Below are 24357 nucleotides of genomic sequence, written 5' to 3'. Positions count from 1 at the left end.
CCCGAGGCACCCTCCTCTGTGAGAAAGTGCCCACATGGCGGTGACCACGGAAACTCATCGACTGCCCGTGCGCACTCTCGTCGCTTCGTCGGCGGGCAACGCTGTTGAGTGGTACGACTGGGGCATCTACACGGCGTTCAGCATCTACTTCGCCACCCAGATCTTCCCCGCGGGCAACGAGGCCGCCGCCCTGCTGAGCACATTCGCCACGTTCGCGCTCGCCTTCTTCTTCCGACCGCTCGGCGGTTATCTGCTCGGCCGGTTCGCGGACCTCAAAGGCCGCCGCACCGCGATGCTGCTGACGATCGTGCTGATGTCCGGCGGTTCGGTCGTGATCGGCCTGCTGCCGACCTTCGAGCAGGTCGGCTGGCTCTCACCGGCTCTGCTGGTGCTCGCCCGCATCGCGCAGGGCATGGCGCTGGGCGGTGAGGTGTCCAACGCGTCCGCGTACCTCGCGGAGATCGCGCCCGCCGCACACCGCGGCCGCTACTCGTCGTTCTTCTACATCTCCACCGGTGCGGCGGTGCTGACCGCGTCGCTGCTCGGGTTCGTCCTGTCCCGCAACCTCGACAAGGCGGCGATGGCCTCCTACGGCTGGCGCGTGCCGTTCCTCATCGGCGGGGTGCTCGGTCTGATCGGGCTGTGGCTTCGGCGGGAGCTGAAGGAGACCGAGCAGTTCGAGGAGAACAAGGCCAAGGCGGAGAGCCTGCGCAACCCGTTGATGATGACGCTCAAGGAACATCCGAAGGCGGTCGGTCAGCTCATCGGCGTCACGCTGCTCTCGACGCTGAGCTTCTACACGTTCTTCTCGGCGCTGACGCCGTTCGCGGTGAAGACCAAGGGCGCCAACGACATCGACGTGTTCCTGGCGCTGTCGATCGGCACCGTGGTGTTCATCGCGCTGCAGTACCCGATGGGCTGGCTGGCCGACCGCTACGGCCGCAAACCGCAGATGCTCGTGTGGGCCGGCGCGATGGCTTTGCTGGTCGTGCCGTTGTCGACGCTGGTGCGGCCGGGCCTGATCAACCTCGTGATCGTGTTCTGCGTCGGGCTCGGCCTCTACACGGCGATCACGTCGATCGCGCCCGCGATCATGAGTGAGCTGTTCCCCACCGAACTGCGCGGGCTCGGCATCGGCGCTTGGTACAACCTCACGGTCGCGCTGTTCGGCGGCACCGCGCCGCTGGTCATCCAGGCCGTCGGCGGCACGGTGTTCTTCTGGTACGTCGCCGTGGGCGCGGTGATCACGTTCCTGGTGATCCTGACGCTGCCGGAGACCAAGGGCGTCACTCTGCGCTGAGGTGGTTTCCTCGAGGTCGGCTGGCACGAACCAGTCGTCGTCGCGGCTCAGCAGCGTCGCGCCGAGGCCGAAGAGCCGCCTCGGCCTCCGGGTTCGGGCTGCCCAGGCGGGAGCGGCAGCTTGTCCACAGATCGCCGAGCGGTGGGTTGACAAGCCGTTTCCGCAGCTAGGCTCTGACGTATCGGCCGGTCTGGCCCCCTGGGTGGGAGGGGCATGCCACCAGGGCCGTGATCTTGAAGCTCGCGGTCGTGTGTGACTGACGACGCGGCCAGGAATGGGCGAGCGGCGCCAGACGCACACAGTCCAGGCCGGGCGGCAACCGCGGCGCTGTCCGAGATCAGCGGTGCAGCGGCACCAGGTCATCGGCGTGCACGACCTCGCGACGCTGCTCCTCCGGCAGGTCGTGGGTCTTCCGGCCGATCAACGACGGCAGTTCGGCCGAGTCGTAGCCGACCACACCGCGCGCCACGGTCTCGCCCGCGTGGCTCACGAGCTCCACTACGTCGCCTGCCTCGAAGTCGCCGTCCACGCCCGTGATTCCCGCTGCCAGCAACGAACGGCGTCGGCCTACGACAGCGGCGACGGCGCCGTCGTCGAGGTGCAGGCGACCGTTCGCGTCGGTGGCGTAACCGAGCCAGAAGCGGCGTGCGGTGAGGCGCGAGCCCGTAGCGGCGAAGGCCGTGCCGACGTCTGCGGCGGACAACGCCCGGGACGCGTCGGAGGAACCCGCCAGCAGCACCGGGATGCCGGCCGAGGAAGCGAGTCGTGCCGCTGCCAGTTTTGAGGCCATGCCGCCGGTGCCGAGGCCGGACGCCCCGGCGGTGCCGGCCTGCACACCGTCCACATCGGACGCTCCAGCCACCTCGGAGATCCGCACCGCACCGGGCTTGCGCGGGTCGCCGGAGTAGAGAGCGTCGACATCGGACAGCAGGAACAACGCGTCTGCGCCGACCAGGTGAGCCACCAGGGCGGCGAGACGGTCGTTGTCGCCGAAGCGGATCTCCTCGGTGGCGACGGTGTCGTTCTCGTTCACGACCGGGACCGCGCCCAGGGCCAGCAGACGCGAGAACGTGCGCTGGGCGTTGCGGTAGTGGGCGCGGCGCACCACGTCGTCGGCGGTCAGCAGGACCTGGCCGACGGTCAGGGAGTAGCGGCCGAACGAGTTCGCGTAGGCGTGCGCCAGGGTCAGCTGGCCGACGCTCGCCGCGGCCTGCTGAGTGGCGAGGTCGCGCGGGCGGCGGGACAGCTTCAACGGCGCCAGGCCGGCGGCGATCGCACCGGACGAGACCAGCACGACCTGGCTGCCCGCGGCGCAGCGGGCGGCCAGGGCGTCGACCAGGGCGTCGAGGCGCGCCGGGTCGAGGCCACCTTCCGCTGTGGTCAAAGAAGAAGAACCGACCTTCACCACGATGCGGTTCGCCGAAGCGACCGCGCGCCGTGCTTGTGAGACCGCGGGGGCCGTCACGGGTTACTCCTCGTCGAAGTCGTCGCCGTACTCGCCGGGCGCGCGGCGGGCCTTCTTCAGGGCCTTGCGCTCGGTGGCGCCGATGCGGTCGTTGCGCTCGAGACGGGCATCCGTGCCACGTCCGGTCATCGTCATCGCGATACCGGCCGGCGTGGTCGGCTCCCAGTCGAACACCAGGTCGCCGATGGTGACCTGGCAGCCGGGGATGGCGCCCATCTTCACGAGCTGATCCTCGACACCCAGCCTGTTCAGGCGGTCGGCGAGGTAACCGACGGCTTCGTCGTTGGAGAAGTCGGTCTGGCGGATCCAGCGCTCGGGACGGTCGCCCTTGACGATGAAGCCACCCTCGACCGAGGGGTCCTCGGTCACGGTGAACCCGGTGTCGTCCACGGCGGTCGGCCGCAGCACGATTCGGGTCGATTCCTTCTTCGGCTGAGCGGCGCGGTACTCGCGCACGACCTCGGCCAGTTTGAAGGTCAGTTCACGCAGTCCCTCGCGGGACACGGTCGACACCTCGAACACCGGCAGGCCGCGCGCCTCGATCTCCGGGCGGACGATGTCGGCGAGGTCCTTGGCGTCCGGGATGTCGATCTTGTTCAGGATCACCACGCGCGGGCGGTCGGCGAAGTCGCCACCGAGTGACGGGGTGTACTCCGCCAGCTCGTTCTCCAGCGCGTCGATGTCCGCGATCGGGTCACGGCCGGGCTCGTACGTCGCGCAGTCGACGACGTGCGCGAGCACCGCGGTGCGTTCGATGTGGCGCAGGAAGTCCAGGCCGAGGCCCTTGCCCTGAGAGGCGCCGGGGATCAGGCCGGGCACGTCCGCCATCGTGAAGATCGTCTCACCCGCCGTGATCACGCCGAGGTTCGGCACCAGCGTGGTGAACGGGTAGTCGGCGATCTTCGGCTTCGCGGCGGACAGCACCGAGATCAGCGACGACTTGCCGGCCGAGGGGAAGCCGAGCAGACCGACGTCCGCGACGGACTTGAGCTCCAGCACCAGGTCGCGGGTTTCGCCCGGCTCACCGAGCAGCGCGAAACCGGGGGCCTTGCGGGCCTTCGAGGCGAGCGAGGCGTTGCCGAGGCCACCGCGGCCACCGGCGGCGGCGATGAGCTGGGTGCCCTCACCGACCAGGTCCGCGACGACTTCGCCGTCCTCGGTCAGCACCACGGTGCCGTCCGGGACGCGCAGGATCAGGTCCTCGCCGTTCGCGCCGTCGCGGTTCGCACCCGCGCCGGCCTTGCCGCTGGTGGCGGTGGCGTGCGGGCGGAAGTGGAAGTCGAGCAGGGTGTGCACCTGCGAGTCGACGACGAGCACGACGTCGCCGCCCTTGCCGCCGTTGCCGCCGTCCGGGCCGCCGAGCGGCTTGAACTTCTCGCGGTGCACGGAAGCGCAACCGTTGCCCCCGTTGCCGGCGGCAGCGTGGATCACCACCCGGTCTACGAAGCGGGCCACGGAACTACGTCCTCTCAAAAGTCTGAACAAGCAACGAGGGGCGGTGCCGGATGACCGGTCCCGCCCCTCGCTGAGGTGTGTAACAGTCGTTCGCGGAAAACGGTCCTCAGACCGCGACCGGAACGATGTTGACGGTCTTGCGACCGCGCTTGGTGCCGAACTCCACCGCACCGGGAGCCAGGGCGAACAGCGTGTCGTCCTTGCCGATGCCGACGTTGACGCCGGGGTGGAACTTGGTGCCGCGCTGGCGGATCAGGATCTCGCCGGCCTTGACGACCTGACCGCCGAACCGCTTCACACCCAGGTACTGGGGGTTGGAGTCACGGCCGTTGCGGGAACTGGACGCACCCTTTTTGTGTGCCATGAGAAGTCAGGTCCTCACTTACCGGTGATGCCGGTGACCTCGACGCGGGTCAGCTTCTGGCGGTGACCCTGGCGCTTGTGGTAGCCGGTCTTGTTCTTGAACTTGTGGATGCGGATCTTCGGACCCTTGGTGTGCTCGACGACCTTGCCGGTCACCGAGAACTTCTCCAGGGCCGCAGCGTCAGCGGTCACGTCGGTGCCGTCGACCACGAGCAGCGCCTGGAGGGAGATTTCGGTGCCCGGCTCGCCCTCGAGCTTCTCGACCTCGACGATGTCGCCGACAGCGACCTTGTACTGCTTGCCGCCGGTCTTGACGATCGCGTACATCAGGACGGAAGTCTCCTGCTACTCGATGGTGACGGGCCATGCGCCAACCCATCTGCGAAAAACCTGGCAGAGGAGGCACACGACAGGACCCGTCGGATAACGGGCCGTCAACAAGGTTACGGGAGTGGGTACAGCCGGAGCAAACTGGGGTGCCCTGATCGCGTTTGCGCAGGCTGTGCCGTCCCTCACACACGAAGCGACGCGGCAGTTCTGCGCGGGTCTCGTCGTCCCCCCGCACATGCAAAACCGGGGCCGCCCCTGAAGGAACGACCCCGGTCTCACTTCTCGCGTCAGTCCTCCTGGACCGGCGGTCCCGCGGGCCGCGACACGGCGCGGCGCCTGCGGGTGGTGGTGACCACCGGTGCGGGCAGCTGGACCTCGGGCTGCTTCGGCACCTCGACGACGATCGGGGCGGGAGCGTCCTTCACGGCCGGCGCACCCGCAGGGCGCTTGGCCGCACGACGGCGCGAACGGACACCAGGAGCGGCCACCGGAGCCTCTGCAACGGGCGCAGGGGGCTCCTCCGCCACAGCGGGTGCCTCCGCGGCGGCGACGGCCTCAGCGGCGATCTCGGCCACCTCAGCGGCTTCCTCCGCGACTGCGGCAGCCTCCTGGGCGACCTCTTCGGCCACCGTCACCGGCTGGACGAGCTCCGGCGCCGCCTCGGTGATCTCTTCAGGGATCTCCTCCGGAGCGACCTCGGCGGCAGGCTCCTCCGCCGAGGGCTCTTCGACGACGACGGGCTCGGTCTCGATCGGCTGCGGGTCCTCGGCGACCTCGTGCGGCACGTGACCGTTGAGCGCCTGCTCCTCGACCACGACCGCGTCGACGACGGCCTGCTGCTCCTTGTCGCGGCGACGGCGACGGCGGCGACGGCCACCGTGACCCTCGTGCTCCTGGTCAGCGGCGACCACGGACTCGGTGGTGTCCTCGGGCTCACCCGGTTCCACGACCTCGACAACCTCGGGCTCGACGTCGGCAGGAGCCTCGGAGGCCTCGACGACCTCGGCTGCCTGCTCCGATCCACCCTTGTTGCGGCGCGACTTGCGGCCACCGCCCTGCGGCTGCTGCTGGCCGCCACCGTTGCCACCGCCGTGCGAGTGCACGGGCTCGGTGGACACGACGACGCCACGGCCGCGGCAGTGCTCACACGTCTGGCTGAACGCCTCGAGCAGGCCGGTGCCGACCCGCTTGCGGGTCATCTGCACCAGGCCGAGCGAGGTGACCTCGGCGACCTGGTGACGCGTGCGGTCGCGGCCGAGGCACTCGGTCAGGCGGCGCAGCACCAGGTCGCGGTTCGACTCCAGGACCATGTCGATGAAGTCGATGACGATGATGCCGCCGATGTCGCGCAGCCGGAGCTGGCGGACGATCTCCTCGGCCGACTCCAGGTTGTTCCTGGTGACGGTCTCCTCGAGGTTTCCGCCCGATCCGGTGAACTTGCCGGTGTTGACGTCGATGACCGTCATCGCCTCGGTGCGGTCGATGATCAGGTAGCCACCCGACGGCAGCCAGACCTTGCGGTCCAGCGCCTTCATCAGCTGCTCGTCGATGCGGTACTCGACGAACGCGTCGTTGTTGCCGACGTGCTTCTTCAGGCGGTCCTGCAGGTCGGGTGCCACGTGGCGGACGTAGCCGTCGATCACCTCCCACGCCTCGTCGCCCTGGACGACGAGCTGGGCGAAGTCCTCGGTGAACAGGTCGCGGACGACCTTCACCAGCAGGTCCGGCTCTTCGTAGAGCAGCGTCGGGGCCTTGGTGGAGGTGCTCTCGGACTTCTCCTTGATGACCTTCCACTGGGCCTGCAGACGGGTGACGTCGCGCGCCAGCTCCTCCTCGGAGATGCCCTCCGAGGCGGTGCGGATGATCACGCCGGCGTCCTCGGGGACGACCCGCTTGAGGATGTCCTTGAGGCGCTTGCGCTCGTTGTCCGGCAGCTTGCGGCTGATGCCGGTGGCACCGCCGCCCGGCACGTAGACCAGGAAGCGGCCGGGCAGGCTGATCTGGGTGGTCAGGCGGGCGCCCTTGTGGCCGACCGGGTCCTTGGTGACCTGGACGAGCACGCTGTCGCCGCTGGAGAGCGCCTGCTCGATCTTGCGGGACTTGCCCTCGAGACCTGCGGCGTCCCAGTCGACCTCACCGGCGTAGAGCACGGCGTTGCGGCCGCGGCCGATGTCGATGAACGCGGCCTCCATGCTCGGCAGCACGTTCTGCACGCGGCCGAGGTAGACGTTGCCCACGATCGAGCCGCTGCCCGACGACGTGACGAAGTGCTCGACCAGCACGCCGTCCTCGAGCACACCGATCTGGGTGCGGTCGCCGCGCTCGCGGACGACCATCGTGCGAGCCACGGCCTCGCGGCGGGCCAGGAACTCGGCCTCGGTGAGCACCGGGGCACGGCGGCGGCCGGCCTCGCGACCGTCACGACGGCGCTGGCGCTTGGCCTCCAGACGCGTCGAGCCGCGGATGCTGCGGACCTCGCTCTGCGCGGCCTCGGAGTCGGCCTTGTCGTCACGCGCGTCGCGGGACTCGCGGACGTGCACCACCGTGTTCGGCGGGTCGTCCTCGGAGGTCACCTCGTCGTCCGCGCCGGTCTTGCGGCGACGGCGACGGCGGCGACGGCGGGTCGAGCCCTCGTCGGCCTCGTCCTCCGCCTCGTCCGCGGCGTCGGCCTCCGAGGTGGACTCGGCCTCCTCGGCCTGGCCCTCCTCGGTCTCCTCGCCGCCCTGTTCGCCATCGGCACCCTTGCCGCGGCCGCGGCCACGACGGCCGCGGCGACGGCGGCGACGGCTTTCGCCCTCGTCGTCACCCTCGGCCTCGGCCTCCGCCTCGGCGGCGTCGAGCTCGTCCGCGGCGATCTCGCCGATCGACTTCTCGTCCTCGGCGACGGGCTCCTCGACGACGAACGGCGAGGCCTGCGCCTTGGGCCGTTCGATCGGCTGCGGCGGCAGGAACACCGCGCTCGGGGCCGCGAAGATCGGCGCCAGCGCCGGTGCCTCGAACGCGGGGACCGCCGGGGCCTCGTAGTCCTCGGTGACCTCACCGGTGACGACGTCGTCCCAGTCCAGCAGCGTCTCGGCGACCTTCAGCGCGACGTCCCGGCTCACGCTTGACTGCGCGCTGCGAGCGACCTCACCGAGGTCGGCCAGCGCCGTCATCACGTCCTTGCTGCTGACGTCCAGCAGCTTCGCCAGTGCGTGCACCCGCAGCTTGTCCGGCAGATCCGCCAGTTCAGGGCGTGCGGATACCACACCCTGCCCGCCGGTTGCGCCGGCAGGCTTGTCCTTGTTCGACATGCAGCTCCTCCACCCCCGGGCGCGTCCCGTGAGGACGCGGCCGCGCAGGGGCCTCTCTTGTCTCTCTCCACCGCTGCTCGCGGCGGGAATCCTTGCCTCGCGCGCAGCGGCGTGGCGCCTCACTGGGCGCACGCTTGCGCAGGTCCCACGACGACGCTGCTGTCAGCGCCGCTCCTCCTGATGCGTTGCGGCTGAACGTTCCAGCGCTCCTGCGTCAGGACTCTCTGTCCTGTTGGAGCGGGTCCACCAGCCGGCCTTCGTCGTCGAGCCGTCCCTGCGCCATCCGGGTTGCTCTCGCAGGTACCGGCGGCACGAGGCCGGCGACGACACGAAGCGCATTCAGCACGTCGTCGGGCCGCACGGTAGGCGTTACCTGCCGGACGACCGTCATGAGTATCCCACACGGTTGTGACAATCCGGCCTCATCGTGTCCGGCGTCGCTCGAACGTGGCTCCACCAGTGCGGACACGACGGCCGGCCGCACGTCGATGATCCTTTTGCCGTCCTTGGTGAGACGCTCGACCTCCACCCGCTCCTGGGAGAGGAAGACGCTCACCGCCTCCGCGAGCTCCGCGGGCTCCACCCCGTCGAGCTCGATCCGCCACTCGCTCGCGTCGATTCGCTCGGTGAGGTTGCCACCGTGCGCCTGCACGATGTCGACCACGTCGATGCCGGGCGGCAACGCCTGGTCGAGAGCGAGCTTCAGCGCTTCCGGGTCGACCCGTTCGACCACCGACACCTCGACGTACTCCGCCTCGCTGGCGACGCCGGTCGGTGCGGCACCGACCCACGACACCTTCGGGTGAGGGCTGAAGCCCTGCGAATACGCCATGGGTACTCCAGCCCTGCGCAACGCACGCTCGAACGTACGAGCGATGTCGCGGTGCGAAGTGAAACGCAACCTCCCCCGCTTGGTGTAGCGGAGGCGCAGTTTCTGCACGGCTGCGGCCGACGGGTTGTTGGGCTGGTTGCGGCTCAGTGGTGCTCCCAGGTGGTGTACCGACGGGTGAGCGGTCCCATCGGCGCAGGCTGTTCGTCCGGTAGGACGGTACCGTGAACGCGATTCAGAACGTTCAGCTTGTCTAGATCGTTGCGCGTGGCTACGGTCCGGCTGACTGGACGCCTTGCCAACCTGGAGGTCCCTGGTGCCTCTGCTCCACCGCGCACGGGCGGCGGCGATGACCGCGCTGCTCGCGGCCGGATGCATGGCGGCGTCCCTGCCCGCGATCGCGGAGCCGGACGTCAACTCGTGCATCCAGCCGGGCCCGAACCTGCGCTATCTCGTGGTGTTCTCGCAGTTCACAACCGCTGAGGCGGCCAACGCGGAGATCACGGAGGCCTGCGGCACCACGACCGTCTACTACCCGGAGATCGGGGTCGCGGTGGCCACGTCCCCGGACCCGAGCTTCCTCAAGCTGATCGGCCCGCAGCGCGCGTACAGCGCCCAGGCCGAGAGCATCGCCAAGCGCTCGGCGAAGCGCAAGAAGGACGACACGGAACTGTTCCGCCCGTCGGGACTGCGCTCGGGCGAACAGTGGGACATGGATCTCATCAAGGCCCCGGCGGCCCACGCGATCTCCCGCGGTTCCAAGTCCGTGGTGGTCGGCGTGCTGGACTCCGGCGTCGACCCGCGCCACCCCGACCTGGCCCAGGCGCTGGCGCCGGAGCTGTCGGCGGGGTGTTTGACCGGTAAGCCCGATACGTCCCCTTCAGCGTGGGCTCCGACGACCTCCGCGCACGGCACCCACGTCGCGGGCACCATCGCCGCCGCTGACGACGGTCGCGGCACCACGGGCGTCGCGCCGGGCGTGCGCATCGCGTCGGTGAAGGTCGTCGACGACGACGGGTTCATCTACCCCGAGTACGCGGTGTGCGGCTTCATGTGGGCCGCGGCACAGGGCATGACCATCACCAACAACAGCTACTTCATCGACCCGTACCTGTTCACGTGCCAGAGCGAGCCCGGTCAGCGCGTCATCTACGAGGCCGTGCGTCGCGCCGTCGACTACGCCACCTCTCGCAACGTGCTGACGGTCGCCGCGGCGGGCAACAACGCGGCGGACCTGTCGCGGCCTGGTCGCGACTCGTCCTCGCCGACGAACGGGGACGCGCAGACGCGCACCGTCGACTCGACGTGCGTGGTGTTGCCCGCGCAGCTCAAGAACGTGGTCGGCGTGTCGGCGGTCGAGTCGACCAAGACCAAGGCCGGGTACAGCTCCTACGGGCTGGGCGCGATCGACGTCACCGCGCCCGGCGGAGACACGCGGGCGCCTTCGGGATGTGTGCTCTCGACCGTGCCGTCCGGTTACGACTACTCGTGCGGAACGTCGATGGCGACCCCGCACGCGGCCGGGGTGGCGGCGTTGATCGCGTCGACGCATCCCGAGACGGACGCGGTCTCGCTGGGGCGGATGTTGAACGCGCAGGCCGAGACGTTGGCGTGTCCTGCGGACTACGACCTCAACGGGATCGGTGTGCAGGACGCGTTCTGCACGGGCTACTCGGAGTACAACTCCTTCTACGGCCACGGGCTCGTGGACGCGCTCGCCGCCGTCACCAAGTGACGTTGTGACGAGGTCGGCCTCCTCCAGTCCCGTCCGGACTGGAGGAGGCCGACCACCTCGTCCATCAGAGCGGCGTCGATCACCCCGAGGTCAGTGCCGGGTTCTTCACCGGCGAGCCGACACCGACCGGTGAGATCGGCAGCAGCTTGCGGCCCGTCGGGCCCACCTCGATGTCCGTGCCCATCGCCGGGCACACACCGCAGTCGAAGCACGGGGTCCAGCGGCAGTCGTCCTGCTCGCGCTCGTCCAGCGCGTCCTGCCAGTCGGCCCAGAGCCATTCCTTGTCGAGGCCCGAGTCGAGGTGGTCCCAGGGCAGGACCTCCAGCTCCTCGCGCTCGCGGCTGGTGAACCAGGCGAGGTCGACGCCGAGCGGCTCCAGGGCTTCCGCGGCCTTGGTGGTCCAGCGGTCGTAGGAGAAGTGCTCGGTCCAGCCGTCGAACCGGCCGCCGTCGCGCCACACGGCCTCGATGACCTTGCCGATGCGGCGGTCACCACGGCTGAGCAGGCCTTCGATGAGGCTGGGCTTGCCGTCGTGGTAGCGCATGCCGATGTTGCGGCCGAGGCTGCGGTCGGAGTTGACCGCGTCGCGGAGCTTCTTCAGCCGGTCGTCGACCGTGTCCGGGTCGCACTGCGCGGCCCACTGGAACGGCGTGTGCGGCTTGGGCACGAACCCGCCGATCGAGATGGTGCAGCGGATGTCGTTGCGGCCGCTGGCCTGGCGGCCGGCGCGGATGACGTTCTTGGCCATCTCCGCGATCTGCAGGACGTCCTCGTCCTCCTCGGTCGGGAGGCCGCACATGAAGTACAGCTTGACCTGGCGCCAGCCGTTCGCGAACGCGGCGGAGACCGTCCTGATGAGATCCTCTTCGGACACCATCTTGTTGATGACGCGGCGCATCCGCTCGCTGCCGCCCTCGGGCGCGAAGGTCAGGCCCGAGCGCCTTCCGTTGCGGGACAGCTCGTTCGCGAGGTCCACGTTGAACGCGTCGACGCGCGTGCTCGGCAGGCTCAGGCCCGTGTTGGTGCCCTCGTAGCGGTCCGCGAGGCCCTTGGTGATCTCGGCGATCTCGCTGTGGTCCGCGCTGGACAGGGACAGCAGGCCGACCTCTTCGAAGCCGGTCGCCTCCAGTCCCCGCTGGACCATGGCGCCGATGCCCTCGATGGACCGCTCGCGCACCGGGCGGGTGATCATGCCCGCCTGGCAGAAGCGGCAGCCGCGGGTGCAGCCGCGGAAGATCTCGACGCTCATCCGCTCGTGCACGCTCTCGGCGAGCGGGACCAGCGGCTGCTTCGGGTACGGCCACGCGTCGAGGTCCATCGTGGTCCGCTTGAACACGCGGTACGGCACGCGGTCGCGGTTCGGCACGACGCGCTGGATGCGGCCGTCCGGCAGGTACTCCACGTCGTAGAAGCGCGGGATGTACACGCCACCGGTCTCGGCGAGCCTGGTCAGCACCTCGTCGCGGCCGCCGGGGCGGCCCTCGGCCTTCCAGGTCTTCACGATCTCGGTGATCTCGAGGACGGCTTCCTCGCCGTCGCCGAGCACCGCCGCGTCGACGAAGTCCGCGATCGGCTCGGGGTTGAACGCCGCGTGCCCGCCGGCGACCACGATCGGGTCGTCCTCGGTGCGGTCGGCCGCGTGGATCGGGATGCCCGCGAGGTCCAGCGCCGTGAGCATGTTCGTGTAGCCCAGCTCCGTCGCGAAGCTGATGCCCATCAGGTCGAACGCCTTGACCGGCCGGTGCGCGTCCACCGTGAACTGCGGAACCCCGTGCTCACGCATGAGCTTCTCGAGGTCCGGCCACACGGCGTAGGTGCGCTCGGCGAGCACGTCAGGCAGCTCGTTGAGGATTTCGTAGAGGATCATGACGCCCTGGTTGGGCAGCCCCACCTCGTACGCGTCGGGGTACATCAACGCCCAGCGCACGGACGCCGCGTCCCAGTCCTTGACGGTCGCGTTGAGCTCCCCGCCGACGTACTGCACCGGCTTGGAGATCCGCGGCAGCAGAGGCTCCAACCTGGGGAAAACAGACTCGACACTCACGCGACCAGAGTAACGGCCTTCCCGCAGTGAGGCCGAATCGCGGTCAGTCCAGCAACAACTTCCCCAGGCGCCTCGCCGCCACCACCGTTCCCGCCGCCGCCAGCACCACGAAATAGGCGACGTGGCCGAGCATCCCCCAGCCGACGACGCCGAGCGTGAGCCCGCGCGTCAGCTCGATGGCGTGGTAGAGCGGCGTCCACGTCACCACGGTCTGCAGCCAGCCCGGGTAGACCGACAGCGGGAAGAACGTCGTGGAGAACAGGAACATCGGCAGCACCGCCAGCTGCACCAGGTCGAAGTCCTGCCACGAGCGCATGAACGTCGTCGCCGCCATGCCCACCGCGGCGAACGCGAACGCGACCAGCAACGCCGCCGGCAGAACCAGCAGCGCCCACGGCGAGGCGACCAGCCCCATGCCGAGCATCACGCCGAGGAAGCCTGCCGAGTACAGGCCACCCCGCAGCAGCGCCCAGGTGATCTCGCCCATCGCGATGTCCAGCGGCCCCATCGGCGTGGCCAGCATCGCGTCGTACAACTTGGCGTACTTGAACTTGAAGAACACGTTGAACGTCGCGTCGTACACCGCACCGTTCATCGCCGACGCCGCCAGCAGTGCGGGCGCCACGAACGCCGCGTAGCTGACCGGCCGCCCGTCGGGCCCTGCCACCGAGGACACGAACTGGCCGAAGCCGAGCCCCAGCGACCACAGGAACAGCACGGGCTCGAACGCCCCGCCGATGAGCACGAACCACGCCCGCCGGTTCACCAACGCCGACCGTTCCACGAGCGTGCTGGCCTTACCGCCGTAGAGGCCGGGCGGGATGACCCGCCACAACAGGCCGACGCTCGCGGGCGCCGTCTTGTGCGCGGGGTCGAGGGTCTGGGTCATGTCACACCGCCAGCCTGCGTCGGAAGGAACGAGCGGCGAGAACCACGCCCACCGCGACCAGAACCGCCAGGTAGACGGTGTGGCCGAGCCCGGACAGGAAGCCGAGCGTGCCGAAGGTCGTACCCCTCGCGAGCTCGATGCCGTGCCAGGCGGGGGTGAGCCACACCAGCGGCAGCAGCCAGTCGGGCAGCTGGCTGACCGGGAAGAACGCCCCGGTGAAGAGCGTCATCGGCATGAGCACGAACCGGAAGATCGTGTTGAAGCTGTCAGGCTTGTCCAGCGTCGCGCTGTAGGCGATCAACGGGCAGCTGAACGCCAACCCCGCAAGCGTCGCGAACAGCACGGACCACAGGATGGCGGGACTGGCAGCCGCACCGAGCACCGCCGCGATGACCACGAACACCACCGAGCGCGCGAACAGCTGCGACCCGATCCACAGCACCTGCCCGTACAACACCTGCGCCGGCGTGATCGGCGTGGCCACCATGCCGATGTACGTTTTCTGCCACAGGAACGACGACATGATCGCGTAGGTCGACTCGAACGTGGCGCCCTGCACCGCCGTGATGACGACCAGCGCAGGCGCGAGGTACTGCAGGTACTGCACGCCACCGATCAACGCCGTGGACTGCACCTGCGACCCGAACCCGAGCCCCAGCGCCAACAAGAACAACAGCGGCGACAGAAAACTCGACACCGCCGTGGCCCGCCAGTTGCGCCGGTACCACAGCCAGTGCTTCTCGAAGCCGAACCAGGACGCCCTGAGTGTCTGCATCAGTCCACCAACGTCCTGCCGGTGAGCCGCAGGAACACGTCCTCCAGCGAACTGCGCCGCACCAGGCTCTGAATGGGCTGCACCCCGTGCTCGTGCACCTTGGCGAGCGTGTGCTCACCGTCCTGCGTGTAGAGCAACAGCCGATCCGGCAGCACCTCGACCCGCTCGGCGAACCTCTCCAGATCCGGCTTCTCCGCCCCGGGCTGGAACCGCAGCTCCAACACTTCCTTCGTGGAGTACCGGTTGATGAGCTCGCTGGGCGCCCCTTCCGCCGCGATCCGCCCACCGTCCATCACCACGAGCCGGTCGCAGAGCTGCTCGGCCTCGTCCATGTAGTGCGTGGTGATGATGAGCGTGACGCCGTCCTGCTTGAGCCGGAACAGCCTGTCCCACAACAGATGCCGGGCCTGCGGGTCCAACCCGGTGGTCGGCTCGTCGAGCAACAGCAACTCCGGATCGTTGACCAGCGACCGCGCAATGGTCAGCCGCCGCTTCATCCCACCGCTGAGCGGCTCGACCTCCTGGTCCGCCCGATCCGCGAGCTGAGCGAACTCCAGCAGCTCCACAGCCTTCTCGCGACACTTCTGCCGCGACATCCCGAAGTACCTTCCATAAACCTGGAGGTTCTGCCGGACCGTCAGCTCCAGATCCAAGTTGTCGAGCTGCGGCACAACCCCGATCCGCGCCCGGATCCGGGGCCCGTCCCGGTCCGGATCCATTCCAAGCACCTTCAGATCCCCACCCGTGCGCCCGGACACGCACGAGATCATCCGCATGGTCGACGACTTCCCAGCCCCGTTGGGTCCCAAGAACCCGAAGGCCTCCCCCTTGCGCACCTCGACGTCGATGCCACGCACGGCTTCAAACGTCCCGAAGTGCTTGGTCAGCGCCTTGGCCTCAACGAGGTTCTCCACCCGACCGACGTTAACGAACAGGTCTGACAATTTTCGACGCAATTACGATCGCCCCATGCCCGAGATCGAACTGCGGTGGCTGACCGAGGCCGACGACCAGCGCCGAGCCGAGATCCACACAGTGGTGCACGACGTAGTGGCAGCCGGCGGCGCAGTCGGCTACCACGAGCCACCAACCTTCGAACGCATCTCGCAGTGGCTGGACGACATCCTGAAACAGGTCCGCGACGGCAACGCGGCCTTTGCCACCGCTGTGGTGGACGGCGTCGTCCAAGCAGTGGGCCTGTGGCGGCGCGGCTCCACCGCCGTGTTCCAGCACCGAGCCGAGATCCAACAGATCATGGCCCACCCAGCGGCGCGCGGGCTCGGCCTGGGCAAGCGGGTCGTGCAGGGCCTGGTGGAGCACGCACGCGAGAACGGCATCGAAATCGTCATGCTCGGCACGCGCGGCAACAACCACGGGGCGATCGAGCTGTACGAGAGCCTCGGATTCCGCGAGTGCGGCCGGATGCCGAACGCGATCGCTGTGGGCAACGAGCGCTGGGACGACGTGTGGATGTACCTGCCGCTCGGCTACCCGGCGGGCACAGTCCTCAACGGAGCCAAGGCAGGCGGCCTGGGCTCAAGCCCACGAAGGAGCTGACCCCCGCACACACAAACCTCTCGCGATGGCGAAGCCGAGCTGCCTTTAGCAACGCGGGCCGCCGTGGGGTGGGTCCCGTCACGAGTCGTGCCCCACGCAAACGCAACCACCTACGCAACCGCAAGCCGCCCAACGCAACAGGCGTGCCATCTACCCGCGCGCGGCGCTGGCGGGTCTTTGATCAGATTGGCGGGTCTGGGGCAGAGCCGCAGGAAAACCCACGCAAAACAGGAACCCGCCAACGAGACAGGGGGACGACCTACGGACAGAGCGCGCACTCGCACACTCCCCGCAAGCGTCCCCCTGAATCAGGAACCCCTACAAATCCCTACACCTCAGAGGTTGGGGAACCAGATCTTGATCTCACGCTCAGCCGACTCAGCCGAGTCCGACCCGTGCACGAGGTTGTACTGAACCTCCAGCCCGAAGTCCCCACGGATCGTCCCAGGCGTCGCCTTCTCCACCGGGTCGGTCCCACCAGCCAGCTGACGGAACGCCGGGATCGCCCGAACACCCTCCACGACCAGCGCGACCAGCGGCCCACCGGTGATGAAGTCGACCAGGTCGTTGTAGAAGGGCTTGCCGTCGTGCTCCGCGTAGTGCTGCTCGGCGGTGGCGCGGTCAGCCGTCCGCAGCTCCAGCGCGGCGAGCTTGAGGCCCTTGCGCTCGATGCGGGCGATCACCTCGCCAACGAGACCACGCTCGACGCCATCGGGCTTGACCAGAACCAGGGTGCGCTCGGACACGACGGTACGACTCCTCGAAACGGAAAACAGGTACGGGATGTGCCGACAGGGTAGCGAACGCCACAGCCGCCACAGTGCGCAGCGTGAGTCCTGTGGAGCGACGGACCACTAGTGCACGAGCACCGGCTGCGCGTCGTCGCGGGCTACCGAGACCTGCCGGAGCACGAAGACCGCCAGCGCCAGAGCCACCGCGACCAGCCCCGCGCTGATCCAGAACGCCAGGTGGAAGCCCGAGGTCAGCGCCTCCAGCCGGTCCACCCCAGACGCCAGCAGCCCTGAGGTGTAGGACGTCGAGGTCGTGGCGAGAACCGCCAGCCCCAACGCGCCACCAACCTGCGCGGTCGTGTTCACCAGCCCAGATGCGAGGCCGGCTTCGTCGTGCGCCGCGCCGGACATGGCCAGCGTCATCAGCGCCGGGAACGACAGGCCCAGGCCGATGCCCAGCGGCGCCACCGCGGGCAGGATGTCGGTGAAGTAGGAGCCGCCGACCGGCACCTGCGTGAACACCAGCATGCCCACCAGCATGAACGTCAGGCCGACGATCAACATGCTCCGCTCGCCGAAGCGGGTGTTCAGGCGTGCAGACAGCGACACCGAGAACACCGCGATCGCGCCGGCGACCGGCATGAACGCCAGGCCGATCTGCAACGGCGAGTACGAGAGCACCAGCTGCATGTACAGCGTGCCGAGGAAGAACACCCCGAACATGCCGGCGACCATGGCGATCTGCACCAGATTCGCGCCCGTCACGTTCCTCGAGCGGAACACCCGCAGCGGCAGCAACGGCTTCGACGCGGTCCGTTGCCGCAGCACGAACCCGACCAGCAGGGCCAGCGCCACGAAACCAAGGCCCAACGTGTGGAGCGAGCCGAAGCCGTAGTGCTCCGCCTTGACGATCGTGTACACGCCGAGCATCACCGCGGCGACGATCAGCAACGCGCCCAGCACGTCGGCACCCTCGCGCAGACCCAGCCCCACGGAGTCGGGCACCAGGCGAACGGCTGCGACAGCCGCGATGATGCCGATCGGGATGTTCACGAAGAAGATCCAGTGCCACGACATGGCGTCCGTGAGCACGCCGCCGAGCAACAGGCCGATGGACGCGCCCGCCGCCGCGACGAAGCTGAACACACCGATGGCGCGCCGCTGCTCGGCCGGTTCCGGGAACATCGTGACGACCATGCCCAGCGTCACGGACGTGGCCAGCGCACCGCCGGCCCCCTGCACGAACCTTGCGACGATCAGCATCTCGGAACTGAAGGACACGCCGCACAGCAGCGACGCGACCGTGAAGACGCCGAGGCCGATCAGGAACACCTTCTTGTGCCCGATCAGGTCGCCGAGGCGGCCCGCGAGCAGGAGCAGACCGCCGTAGGCGATCAGGTACGCGTTGACGACCCAGGCGAGACCCGCCTGGCCGAACTTGAGGTCTTCTTCGATCGCGGGCAGCGCGACGTTCACGATGGTCTGGTCGAGAACGATCATCAGCATGCCTGCGCACAGCACGATCAGCGCCAACCAGCGCGAGTCTGTCTTCGGTCCCCCTGAATCCATAAGAGGAACCGTAGCAGATAGTTTTGTACGGGACTATCTATTACCCAATGGCATGACGCAGAGCACGCTTGCGGGGCGGCTTCTCGCACGGCACGACGGTGCTCAGCCGGCCTTCCATCAGCCGAGTCAGGCCGTTGACCAGGCCTTCTCGCTCGCCGTCCGGCAGCGAGTCCAGCACGCTGGTGACGACCTCCCGGTACACGTCGTCGGCCTTCGCCACGATCTCGCGACCCAGCTCGGTCACGACCACGACGCGCGCGCGGCGGTCGGTCGCGGACGGCCTGCGCTCGGCGTAACCGGCTGACTCGAGGGCGTCGAGCGTCACGACCATGGTCGTCTTGTCGATGCTGACGATCTCGGCGATCTCGGACTGCGTGCACTCCGCGTCCAGAGCGGTGGACAACACGCAGCGGGCTCGCGGAGTCAAGCCGATCTCCGCGAGCCTCGCCGTCAGCTCGGTCTCCAGTGCGTGACCCGTCCGATGCAGCAGCATCATCAGGTCGGTACACCCCTTCGCGCCCATGACACGAAGGTACCAAATTATCTAAACATCAACTATTTGTTGGCGGAACTACCTTTCCAGCACAACCACCGACCGCGCGGCACCAGCCCGCTTTTCGCTGGTCAGCGGCTTCCAGTCACCATCGGGCAGCGCGACCGCCTTGTCGGTCGGGTACGGGTTGATCACCACGAGCAGCCCGCGCCGGCCAGAGTCCACGTCCGGCCCGACCGTGTCGTCGACGTGCATGACGATCACGCCGGACTCCGCGGCCGAGAACGACACCTTCTGCTGCACCAGATCAGCCGACCCGAGTGAGAACAGCGGCGACGACTGCCGGATCCGGAGCAGCTCCAGGGTCGCGTCCAGTGAGGCCTTCATGTCCGCCGACGAGGGCTTCGGCCGTACCAGCAGCGGTTTCGCGTACGGCCACTTCGACTCGTTGTCGGCCTTGGGCGGCAACCCGCGGCCGAAACCGTTGTCGCGCAACGACGGGTCGTACGGGTTGAACCAGTCGCCCGAGTCGTAGCTGTTGCGGTCCAACGACTTCGAGCGCAGGAACTCGGTGCCGGCGTGCATGAACGGCCGTCCCTGCCCGAGCAGCGCCGGTGCCAGCGCCACCGTCTGCATCTTCACGCGATCCGCTGAGGACGTCGAAGGCTTCAGCTTGTAGGTCAACGCGTCGAACAACGTCTCGTTGTCGTGCGCGTCGACGTACGTGACCGCCTCCAGCGGCTGCCCGGTGTACCCGGCCGCGGCGCCGTTGTACTTCACGTCCCGCCCGGAGACCACCGGCCCGGCGGTCGACTGGAACCGGTACGACGTCATGTTGCCCGCCATGCCGAGCTTCACCAGGTCGCTGTAGTTCTCCAGCCGCGCGGCCACGTCACCGTTGGCGGGCGAGGAGTTCACGTCACCGGCCAGACCCGAACCGATGCCCTGCACGCGCGGATCGTCGTCGAACGGCCCACCGCCGCGCACCGCGTCACGGAGCCGGTCGCTGAACGTGCCGACGCCGGTGTTCGCCATGTTCGCCTGCGTCGCCTGCTCGAAACGGGCGTTGCCGGCGACCTCACCGAAGTCCCAGCCCTCGCCGTAGACACCGATCTTGCGTCCGTCCACGCCGTCCCGTTCGACGGTCAGCGCGTCGAGAGCGGCGCGCACCGCGAGGATGTTCGCCTTCGGGTGGTGGCCCATCAGGTCGAACCGGAACCCGTCGACCTTGTACGTGCGAGCCCACCGCACCACGGAGTCCACGACGAGCTTGCCCATCATCGCGTTCTCGGTCGCGGTGTTCGCGCAGCACGTGGAGTTCGCGACCGAGCCGTCGAGGTTGAGCCGCTGGTAGTAGCCGGGCACGACCTTGTCGAGCACGGACGTCGGTGCGTCGCCGAACGCCGCCGTGTGGTTGTAGACGACGTCCACCACCACGCGGTTGCCGTTGTCGTGCAACGACTTCACCATCTCGCGGTACTGCTTCGACCGTGCCCAGCCGTTCTGCGCGTCCGCCGTGGCGTACGAGCCCTCCGGCACGTCGTAGTGGAACGGGTCGTAGCCCCAGTTGAAGCCGTCCTTGCCCGCCACCGCGCCGACACAGGCCTGCTGCTGGTCGGAGTCCGCGGGCAGCGACGGCAGGTCGCACGCGGGCGTGGCCTGCTCCGAGCGCTTCTCGGGGATCGTCGCGATGTCGAACGTCGGCAGCAGGTGCACGGTGTCCATGCCGGCGGCAGCCAACGTCTTGAGGTGCTTCATGCCCACGGAGTCGCGATGCGTGAACGCCTTGTAGGTACCGCGATCCGCCGCCGGGACGGACTGGTCGTTGATCGAGAAGTCCCGCACGTGCAGTTCGGTGATCGCGCCGCCGATACCACGAGCGACGTCCTTCGACCACCCGCCTGGCATGGTCTTGGCATCCTTGAGGTCAGCGAACTGCGAGTGCGTCGAGTTCACCGACAGCGCGACGGAGTACGGGTCGGTGACCACGACCGTGCGCTGCCAGTTGGTGACCTCGAACTGGTAGTACTTGTTCTTCCAGTTGCCCGAGCCGGACCACGATCCCGAGGCGTCGTCGCGCTTGAGCTGCACGACCTTCTCGGGCTCACCCGCGGGCTCGTCGAACAGCCGCAGCTTCACGTTCCTGGCCGTCGGCGCCCACAACCGGATCGACGCGCGGTCGTGGTCGAACGTCGGCCCGTAGGTCAGCTTCGTTGCCGCGGTGGCGAAACGGTCGTCGAGCACGCCCGCGATCTGCACGCTCGTGCGGTGCCGGATCGCGCCGCCCGCGTCGACGTGGACAGCGGAGAGCTTGTCCCGCAACGCCTCGTCGGCGAACCCGCGCACCGCGAACACCGGCTTGCCCTTCAGATGCGGGAACTGCGCCGGAACCTCTTCGGTCGTGGGAGACAGTCGCAGCACACGGTCGCCGTACTCGATCCGGTAGCCGTCGGACTGGACGACCGGCACGTCCCAGACGACCTTGTCCTTCGCGATCCAGATCGCCTTCGCCTTGGTCAGATCGTCATCGGCGGCGGGACCCGCGTTCGGAGGCAGCAGATAGGTCTCGTCGCCCTGCAACTGCCACACCTCGTTCCCCTTCTGCCCCAGGTCGAGGAACTGGTCGGGCCCGGGATCCTTGGTGTCACCGCGGTGGATGATGTAGCTCAGTCCCGCCGCACCCGGCGCGAGCGGCACCGACCAGTAGACGCCGAACTGGTCGCGCCCGTCCGGCACCCGTGACTGGTTCCAGCCAGGTGACGGCTCCAGCGAACCCGTCCAGTGGTACATCGTCCAGTCCGTGTAGTCGCCGTCGGCGCGGTGGTAGTGGATCACCGCCCGGTTATCGGCGGCGGCCTTCGTGGCGTGCACCTTGCCGTTCGCGACCCACGCGTGGCCGCTGGTGAACTTGCCGGACGCCTCGACGGTCGTCCCGCGCACCACCGAGAAGTCGGTGGTCGGCGGCAGCTCGGCGATGCCGCCGCTGAACGGCACGTCCGCCCGTCCCGCCACGCGCACCACGGCTCCGGTGGCGTCGCCGACGTAGTGCACGACCGCCTTGCCGGTGGCCGCCTGCTCGGACGGGTGCACCGGGGTCTGTCCCTGCTTCAGCCACACCTCGGGCGTGACGCTCGGGTCGGCGAACCGGTCGACCGAGGTGTCCTTCTCGTCGCCCTTGTGCGCGATGATGCCGACGGACTTGGCGCCCGGCTTCAACTTGACCCAGGCGAAGCGCCCGTAGGCGTCCTCTCCCGCGAACGGCAGCGGTGCGTTCCACTCGGTCGGCGTCTCGACGTCACCCCAGACGTGCAGGCCCCAGCCGTCGTAGTTGTCCCGCTGGTAGTGCACGACCAGCCAGTCCGGGCTCTTCGTACCCGGATCCTGCACCGGCGGAGCAGGCACCAGCGACACGAACGCGCCGTCCGCACCGATCTCGCCGGACTTCGCGACAACGCGCAGCTCGACGCGCTTGCCGGCGGCCGCGCCCGGAAGTGCTGACAGGTCAGCGAAAACCCGGTACGGGGCGGCGTCGTCGGTGCCGAGCACGGTCCAGTCGGACGTGCCCTCGACGCGCGCGGCGAACGTGGTGGCCGCGTTGGGCGCGCTGATGCCGTCCGCACGGAGCTCGACCCGCTTGTCCAGCACGGTTCCTGCCGCCGGAGCGACCAGAACCGGCGACGGCTTGGTCTTGGCCACGTCGCTGGTTCCCTTGAGCACCAACGACGACAGCGCGGGCACGGTCACCGTGACGCGGCCGTTCTGCACCTGAGCGTTCTCGAAGGCGGTGGAGCTGACGGGAATGGTGACCGTGGCGGGCTGGGTTCCGGCGTTGGCGACGACGAGGTGCTCGCGGCCGAGGATGCGGCTGAACGCGAACACGTCGGCGTCGGCGTAACGCAGCACCTGGTTGCCGTCGCGCCACACCGGGTCCTGGTCGACCTGCGCGGCCAGCGCCTTGAGCTGCTGGTAGAGCGGGTGCGAGGTGTTGTAGTTGTCCTGCGCGCCGGTGCGGTCGGAGCCGATCAGCTTCTCCGCCATGTACTCCGGCGTCTTGGAGGCGAACATGTCCTGGCGCGCCAGCTTGTCGCCACCGGTGCCCGCGAAGCCCTGCTCGTCGCCGTAGTAGACGACCGGGTTGCCGCGCCACAGGTACATCAGCGTGTTGCCGAGCTTGAGCCGCTCCAGCAGCTCGGCGTCGGAGATGCCGGGCCGGTCGTTGCGGATCATCCACGCGATGCGGCCCATGTCGTGGTTGCCGAGGAACGTCGGCAGCGACGAGGCGTTGGAGTCGGCGTCGGTGTAGCGGTCGTCGTCGAGCAGCACCTCGCCGAGCCGCTGGGAGCCCTTGCCGGACAGGAAGCTCACCGCGCTGCTCTGGAACGGGAAGTCCAGCGTTGCCTGCATCTTGCCGGTGGTCGTGTACTTCGACGTGTTCTCCGGCGAGGAGTCGAAGACCTCGCCGAACACGAAGAAGTCCTTCTTGCCCTTGCGGTTCGCGTACTGCTTGACGTGCGGCGCGAGCGCCTGCCAGAACTCGAGGTTGACGTGCTTGACCGTGTCGACGCGGTAACCGTCGATGTCGAGCGTGTCGATCCAGCTGGTGAAGATGTCCTTCATGCCGTTGACCACGCGCGGGTGCTCGGTCATGAGGTCGTCGAGGCCGGAGAAGTCGCCCTGCTCGCTCGACTCGCCGGAGAACGTCGAGTCGCCGCGGTTGTGGTAGAGCGTGGAGTCGTTGAGCCAGAACGGGATCTTCGCCGGCCCGTCCTTCACCGGCGTGTACGGGAAGGACTTCTTCGCGTCGAGCTTCGGGAAGTCCCTGCGGCCCGCGTACTCGGCGATGTCGAACGGCTTGCCGGAAGCGTCCAGGTACGGCTGCGCGCCGGTCGAGACGTACGCGGTCCTGCCCTCGGCGTACTTGATCACGTCGGCGGTGTGGTTCGCGACGATGTCGAAGAACACCTTGATGCCACGCCGGTGCGCGTCGCGGATCAGCTCGCGCATCTCCTGCGTGGTGCCGAAGTGCGGGTCCAGCTTGGTGAAGTCGACGGTCCAGTACCCGTGGTAGGCGGCGCTGTCGCCCTGCACCCAGCGGTTGAGGAACATCGGCGTCATCCAGATCGCCGTGATGCCCATGCCGTCGAGGTAGTCGAGCTTCCGGTGCAGGCCCTTGAGGTCGCCACCGTGGTAGAAGCCCTTGTCGGCGGGGTTGAACCCGTGCTCGGCGCTCGTGGACCTGCCGCGGTCGTTGCGCGGGTCGCCGTTCGCGAACCGGTCCGGCATCACGAAGTAGAAGCGCTCACCCCGCAGATCGTCGCGCTTCGGTGGCAACGCGAGTCTCGCGTCCCCGTCGCGCACACCGGGCGCGACGTCCACCACCTCCCCCACGGCCAGGCGTTGCTTCGGTTGAGCAACGGCCTGGACCGGTGTGAGAGGTAGCAGAACCAATGCAGCGAGCGCGGCGACGACCCGGCGCATCGCGACCTCCTTGTCGCAACTTCTTGCAGAGTTTCTGCACGAAACCACGAC

Annotated in this window: 17 protein-coding genes; 3 read left to right on the top strand and 14 right to left on the bottom strand. The window is 68.5% G+C overall.

The window, feature by feature from the left end; genetic code table 11:
- Positions 1–34 precede the first annotated feature (34 nt).
- Positions 35–1300: an MFS transporter gene (locus ABFX45_RS25690; protein WP_346132449.1), complete on the top strand. Its 1266-nt coding sequence runs from the start codon at positions 35–37 to the stop codon at positions 1298–1300.
- A 337-nt stretch (positions 1301–1637) separates the two neighbouring features.
- Here ABFX45_RS25690 and proB read toward each other — a convergent pair whose 3' ends face one another.
- The 6 genes from proB to ABFX45_RS25660 form a co-directional block, all read right to left on the bottom strand.
- On the bottom strand, positions 1638–2765 hold the full coding sequence (gene proB / locus ABFX45_RS25685; protein WP_346132447.1) for a glutamate 5-kinase: 1128 nt from the start codon (positions 2763–2765) through the stop codon (positions 1638–1640).
- A 3-nt stretch (positions 2766–2768) separates the two neighbouring features.
- Positions 2769–4220, bottom strand: coding sequence for a GTPase ObgE (gene obgE / locus ABFX45_RS25680; RefSeq protein ID WP_109642819.1), 1452 nt, complete (start codon positions 4218–4220; stop codon positions 2769–2771).
- Positions 4221–4326: 106 nt separating this feature from the next.
- Positions 4327–4584, bottom strand: a complete 258-nt coding sequence (gene rpmA / locus ABFX45_RS25675) for a 50S ribosomal protein L27 (RefSeq protein WP_109642821.1) — start codon at positions 4582–4584, stop codon at positions 4327–4329.
- Positions 4585–4598: 14 nt separating this feature from the next.
- Positions 4599–4910, bottom strand: a complete 312-nt coding sequence (rplU, locus tag ABFX45_RS25670) for a 50S ribosomal protein L21 (protein ID WP_109642823.1) — start codon at positions 4908–4910, stop codon at positions 4599–4601.
- A gap of 290 nt (positions 4911–5200) precedes the next feature.
- The gene (locus ABFX45_RS25665) at positions 5201–8206 is read right to left on the bottom strand and encodes a translation initiation factor IF-2 N-terminal domain-containing protein (protein WP_346132444.1); all 3006 of its coding nucleotides are present in this window, start codon (positions 8204–8206) and stop codon (positions 5201–5203) included.
- A 214-nt stretch (positions 8207–8420) separates the two neighbouring features.
- Positions 8421–9146, bottom strand: a complete 726-nt coding sequence (locus tag ABFX45_RS25660) for a TIGR03936 family radical SAM-associated protein (protein ID WP_109642826.1) — start codon at positions 9144–9146, stop codon at positions 8421–8423.
- Between the two features lie 205 nt (positions 9147–9351).
- Between ABFX45_RS25660 and ABFX45_RS25655 the strand changes: the two genes are divergently transcribed.
- Positions 9352–10770 carry a S8 family peptidase gene (locus ABFX45_RS25655; RefSeq protein ID WP_170155380.1) on the top strand — a complete coding sequence of 473 codons (1419 nt, stop codon included), beginning with the start codon at positions 9352–9354 and terminating at the stop codon, positions 10768–10770.
- A gap of 79 nt (positions 10771–10849) precedes the next feature.
- On the opposite strand, the gene ABFX45_RS25650 is transcribed toward ABFX45_RS25655, so the two are convergent.
- From ABFX45_RS25650 to ABFX45_RS25635, 4 genes are read right to left on the bottom strand one after another with little or no spacing between them, the layout of a single operon-like run.
- Entirely contained in the window at positions 10850–12814 is a 1965-nt protein-coding gene (locus tag ABFX45_RS25650; protein ID WP_346132441.1) for a TIGR03960 family B12-binding radical SAM protein, read from the bottom strand.
- Positions 12815–12857: 43 nt separating this feature from the next.
- Positions 12858–13703 carry an ABC transporter permease gene (locus ABFX45_RS25645; RefSeq protein ID WP_109642831.1) on the bottom strand — a complete coding sequence of 282 codons (846 nt, stop codon included), beginning with the start codon at positions 13701–13703 and terminating at the stop codon, positions 12858–12860.
- Between the two features lies 1 nt (position 13704).
- The gene (locus tag ABFX45_RS25640; protein ID WP_346132438.1) at positions 13705–14478 is read right to left on the bottom strand and encodes an ABC transporter permease; all 774 of its coding nucleotides are present in this window, start codon (positions 14476–14478) and stop codon (positions 13705–13707) included.
- Positions 14478–15392, bottom strand: coding sequence for an ABC transporter ATP-binding protein (locus tag ABFX45_RS25635; RefSeq protein ID WP_233442241.1), 915 nt, complete (start codon positions 15390–15392; stop codon positions 14478–14480). Before ABFX45_RS25635 ends, ABFX45_RS25640 begins: the two co-directional genes overlap by 1 nt.
- Between ABFX45_RS25635 and ABFX45_RS25630 the strand changes: the two genes are divergently transcribed.
- On the top strand, positions 15325–16035 hold the full coding sequence (locus ABFX45_RS25630) for a GNAT family N-acetyltransferase (RefSeq protein WP_346132435.1): 711 nt from the start codon (positions 15325–15327) through the stop codon (positions 16033–16035). The genes ABFX45_RS25635 and ABFX45_RS25630 overlap by 68 nt on opposite strands.
- A 335-nt stretch (positions 16036–16370) precedes the next feature.
- On the opposite strand, the gene ndk is transcribed toward ABFX45_RS25630, so the two are convergent.
- The 4 genes from ndk to pulA all read right to left on the bottom strand — a co-directional run bounded on the left by ndk (position 16371) and on the right by pulA (position 24306).
- Positions 16371–16781, bottom strand: a complete 411-nt coding sequence (gene ndk, locus ABFX45_RS25625; RefSeq protein ID WP_030468130.1) for a nucleoside-diphosphate kinase — start codon at positions 16779–16781, stop codon at positions 16371–16373.
- A gap of 108 nt (positions 16782–16889) precedes the next feature.
- Complete coding sequence (locus tag ABFX45_RS25620; RefSeq protein WP_346132433.1) at positions 16890–18335, bottom strand: DHA2 family efflux MFS transporter permease subunit; 1446 nt, start codon at positions 18333–18335, stop codon at positions 16890–16892.
- A gap of 40 nt (positions 18336–18375) precedes the next feature.
- Positions 18376–18858: a MarR family winged helix-turn-helix transcriptional regulator gene (locus tag ABFX45_RS25615; RefSeq protein WP_211337667.1), complete on the bottom strand. Its 483-nt coding sequence runs from the start codon at positions 18856–18858 to the stop codon at positions 18376–18378.
- Positions 18859–18906: 48 nt separating this feature from the next.
- Positions 18907–24306, bottom strand: a complete 5400-nt coding sequence (pulA, locus tag ABFX45_RS25610) for a pullulanase-type alpha-1,6-glucosidase (RefSeq protein ID WP_346132430.1) — start codon at positions 24304–24306, stop codon at positions 18907–18909.
- Between the last annotated feature and the right edge of the window lie 51 nt (positions 24307–24357).

Source organism: Lentzea roselyniae (assembly GCF_039537795.1).
GTDB classification, from domain to species: domain Bacteria; phylum Actinomycetota; class Actinomycetes; order Mycobacteriales; family Pseudonocardiaceae; genus Lentzea; species Lentzea atacamensis.
The sequence above is the reverse complement of the archived record's forward strand: the minus strand, read 5'-3'. Positions and strand labels throughout refer to the sequence as shown.

What these genes read in the sequence shown, in the direction of transcription:
- ABFX45_RS25690 (WP_346132449.1), top strand. Translation starts at nt 35, where the DNA reads ATGGCGGTGACCACGGAAACTCATCGACTGCCCGTGCGCACTCTCGTC.
- rpmA (WP_109642821.1), bottom strand. Translation starts at nt 4,584, where the DNA reads ATGGCACACAAAAAGGGTGCGTCCAGTTCCCGCAACGGCCGTGACTCC.
- rplU (WP_109642823.1), bottom strand. Translation starts at nt 4,910, where the DNA reads ATGTACGCGATCGTCAAGACCGGCGGCAAGCAGTACAAGGTCGCTGTC.
- ABFX45_RS25665 (WP_346132444.1), bottom strand. Translation starts at nt 8,206, where the DNA reads ATGTCGAACAAGGACAAGCCTGCCGGCGCAACCGGCGGGCAGGGTGTG.
- ABFX45_RS25645 (WP_109642831.1), bottom strand. Translation starts at nt 13,703, where the DNA reads ATGACCCAGACCCTCGACCCCGCGCACAAGACGGCGCCCGCGAGCGTC.
- ABFX45_RS25640 (WP_346132438.1), bottom strand. Translation starts at nt 14,478, where the DNA reads ATGCAGACACTCAGGGCGTCCTGGTTCGGCTTCGAGAAGCACTGGCTG.
- ABFX45_RS25630 (WP_346132435.1), top strand. Translation starts at nt 15,325, where the DNA reads ATGCCACGCACGGCTTCAAACGTCCCGAAGTGCTTGGTCAGCGCCTTG.
- ABFX45_RS25620 (WP_346132433.1), bottom strand. Translation starts at nt 18,335, where the DNA reads ATGGATTCAGGGGGACCGAAGACAGACTCGCGCTGGTTGGCGCTGATC.
- ABFX45_RS25615 (WP_211337667.1), bottom strand. Translation starts at nt 18,858, where the DNA reads ATGGGCGCGAAGGGGTGTACCGACCTGATGATGCTGCTGCATCGGACG.
- pulA (WP_346132430.1), bottom strand. Translation starts at nt 24,306, where the DNA reads ATGCGCCGGGTCGTCGCCGCGCTCGCTGCATTGGTTCTGCTACCTCTC.